The 2400-nt window shown below is 60.8% G+C and carries 2 protein-coding genes; both read right to left on the minus strand.

Features of this window, described 5'->3' with window-relative positions; genetic code table 11:
* Nucleotides 1–2056: hypothetical protein (locus FJY68_14225; GenBank protein MBM3332979.1), on the minus strand; the 2056-nt coding region annotated here is incomplete at its 3' end.
* A 22-nt stretch (nucleotides 2057–2078) separates the two neighbouring features.
* Nucleotides 2079–2351 carry a hypothetical protein gene (locus FJY68_14230; protein ID MBM3332980.1) on the minus strand — a complete coding sequence of 91 codons (273 nt, stop codon included), beginning with the start codon at nucleotides 2349–2351 and terminating at the stop codon, nucleotides 2079–2081.
* Nucleotides 2352–2400: the final 49 nt, after the last annotated feature.

The raw sequence follows: 2400 nt of genomic DNA on the forward strand, positions 1-2400 counted from the left end.
CGTCCCGGTAGTTGGCCGCACCGATGACAACTGCGAATGCATCTGGGTTCTGCGGACCCCTGGGGATGCCGACCAGCAGGCTGTCCGTCAGGGACGGTGGCGGGACGGTCGCCGGGGGTCGAGACGTGCGCTTAGGCGCGACTACGACTTCTGAGGCCTCTTTTACCTGCTGGTTCAGGGGAATCATCACGGTATCAGACCAGGCGAATCTTGGCCGTTCGTCTTGGATGTTCAGCACCAACCTGACCCCTGAGTCCTGGAACCGCGGGTTCACATACACCGGGCACTTGACCATTCGATAGTCGCCTGCAGCAACGTCGCCTAGGCCGAACGTGACCCTTCCGCCCATCACGATTACATTCGGGCTCGTGGTGGCGACCTCGACCTCAGCGCCTTCAGCCGGGCCGGTTCCCTTGTTCTGAATGGCAAACGTCAACTCAACCTGCTCGTTGGTCTCCCACTGGCCGTTCCCGTTACCATCCGTATAGTCGCTCTTCTTGGGGTCGTCAGTTATGGCCTTGTCATAGACAAATAGGTCGGGAGGCTCAAGACGCCTAGTAGTGATAGCTATGACCGCTGGCGGGGCATCGGCCCCGAATGTCGGCTCGATGGCTGAGATACGGAACCGGACCTCCTGGTCTTTCAGGTCATCAGCCGCACGCAACTGTATGCTCACCGAATCGCTGGCCCCAGCAGCCAGACGCTCAATAGTCTGCTCACGGCCGACGGTTATGCCGGACATAGAGGAGATTGGCTCTGCTTTCACACGAAGGTCGTTCGCCTCGCCCTCGCCCTTGTTCGTCACGGTGACAACGATGTGCGCCTCCTCACTCGCGTCTAGCGCGGAGTCCTTCTTGCCCATCTCTGCAAACGCCAGTCTGGCCTCCAGCCTGGGTGGGAATGCGGGTCTGACGGCTGGGGGCGAGACTCGTTGAGGTGGTTCCCGGGGCACAACGATATCGCTGGCGAGCCAAGTGCTTCCCCGCACCGTTATCGCCGTGACCTTGTCGCCGGGCCTGATGTTCGATTCTATCACCCCTAGGTCCCTCACGCTCGTCACGGGGAAACCACACAGACCCGCAATGCGGTCCCGCGGTGCGACGAGTCCCGCCAGGACCGACCCTGGGGCAATCGACTCGCACCTGACATACCCTCTATCAGCTGAGCACCACAGACCAAGTAGTCCCGCCTTGCTGGTCACGTCCTTCAGAATACCGGACTTCACAGCGTCGTCTACCGGACCGTTCGGGAATGGTGCGCACGCAATCCCGACGGGATGCTGCCGTACTTGCGCAGCGCTGTCCACCGGCGAGGAACGGGCTGCTGCTCCGTGAGGCGCTTGTCTCTGAGCGAGCTGCCGTACCGGCGTGCGCTGTGGGTGGCAATAACCCAAGGAAAGCCCGATTGAGGCGTAGGGCAACACGCCCATGCCGCTCAGTTCGTACCAAGATTCAGACCCATCGCCGGTCACCATCACTCCATTGGCGACAAACACGCCGATTCTGACGCGTAGCGGCAGGACTCGACTGGGGTTGAATACGAGCTGACCCGACAGGTCAGCATAGTTCATGTGATAGAGCCCTGTCTGCTCAACGAGGCGCCAACCAGCCGAATCTGTCCAGTGGGAGTGACCAAGCACAGCGCTACGCCCCCACAGGCTGAACTCCAAGGCAGCCCTTGCCTCCATCGTACCCCAACCAAATGACCAACCAGCGGGCATGTAGTAGAGCGACACCGGCACATAGGACGTTCCTTGGTAGACGCGTCGGGCGGCTTCGTGCCAAACTTGGCCATACGCTCCGACGCCCACGCCCATGTTCCGGTGAAAGTAGCCAGCCTGGAATACTGCACTTGACGTGACAAGGTTGTGTCCGCTAATGCCGTATCCTAGGTCGGCACTCCCGCAAGTCACGAACCAGCGTGTGCATGCGGTGGCCTCGGCCCGTCGAGCGAAGCTGATCAGGAGTACTGCGGCACAGGCGCAGGGCAGACACTGGTCCACAGACAGCCGCACGATGAATTGCAGACGCCCAACTGTCGACGGCCTGAAACTCACGGCTAGCGGCTGGCCCTTTTGGTCATCTCGATTCAATCAGGATGGAGACGGTCTTTTCGGCGTACTTAGCCCCAAAGCCCTGCGCCTGATGCCGTAGTGCCATGACGACAGCCGCAGGATGCACCTGCTTCAGCGCCCGGTCGATGTCCAGAGGTTCATCCGAAACCACGAACTTCACATCTTCCTGCTTCTTGCCGCCGTATACGGCGGGGCACTCGAGTGTTACCCGGCGGCCCGGGGTCAGTTTGCGCGTGTATTGGCAAGCGAGCTTGCCCCCGCCGTATGCGTTGAGCATATACAGAAAGCAATCGGCATCGGCCGAGATGACGAACCGCACCGTGTCG

The organism is candidate division WOR-3 bacterium (genome assembly GCA_016867815.1).
GTDB lineage: Bacteria > Hydrothermota > Tepidihabitantia > Tepidihabitantales > Tepidihabitantaceae > UBA2258.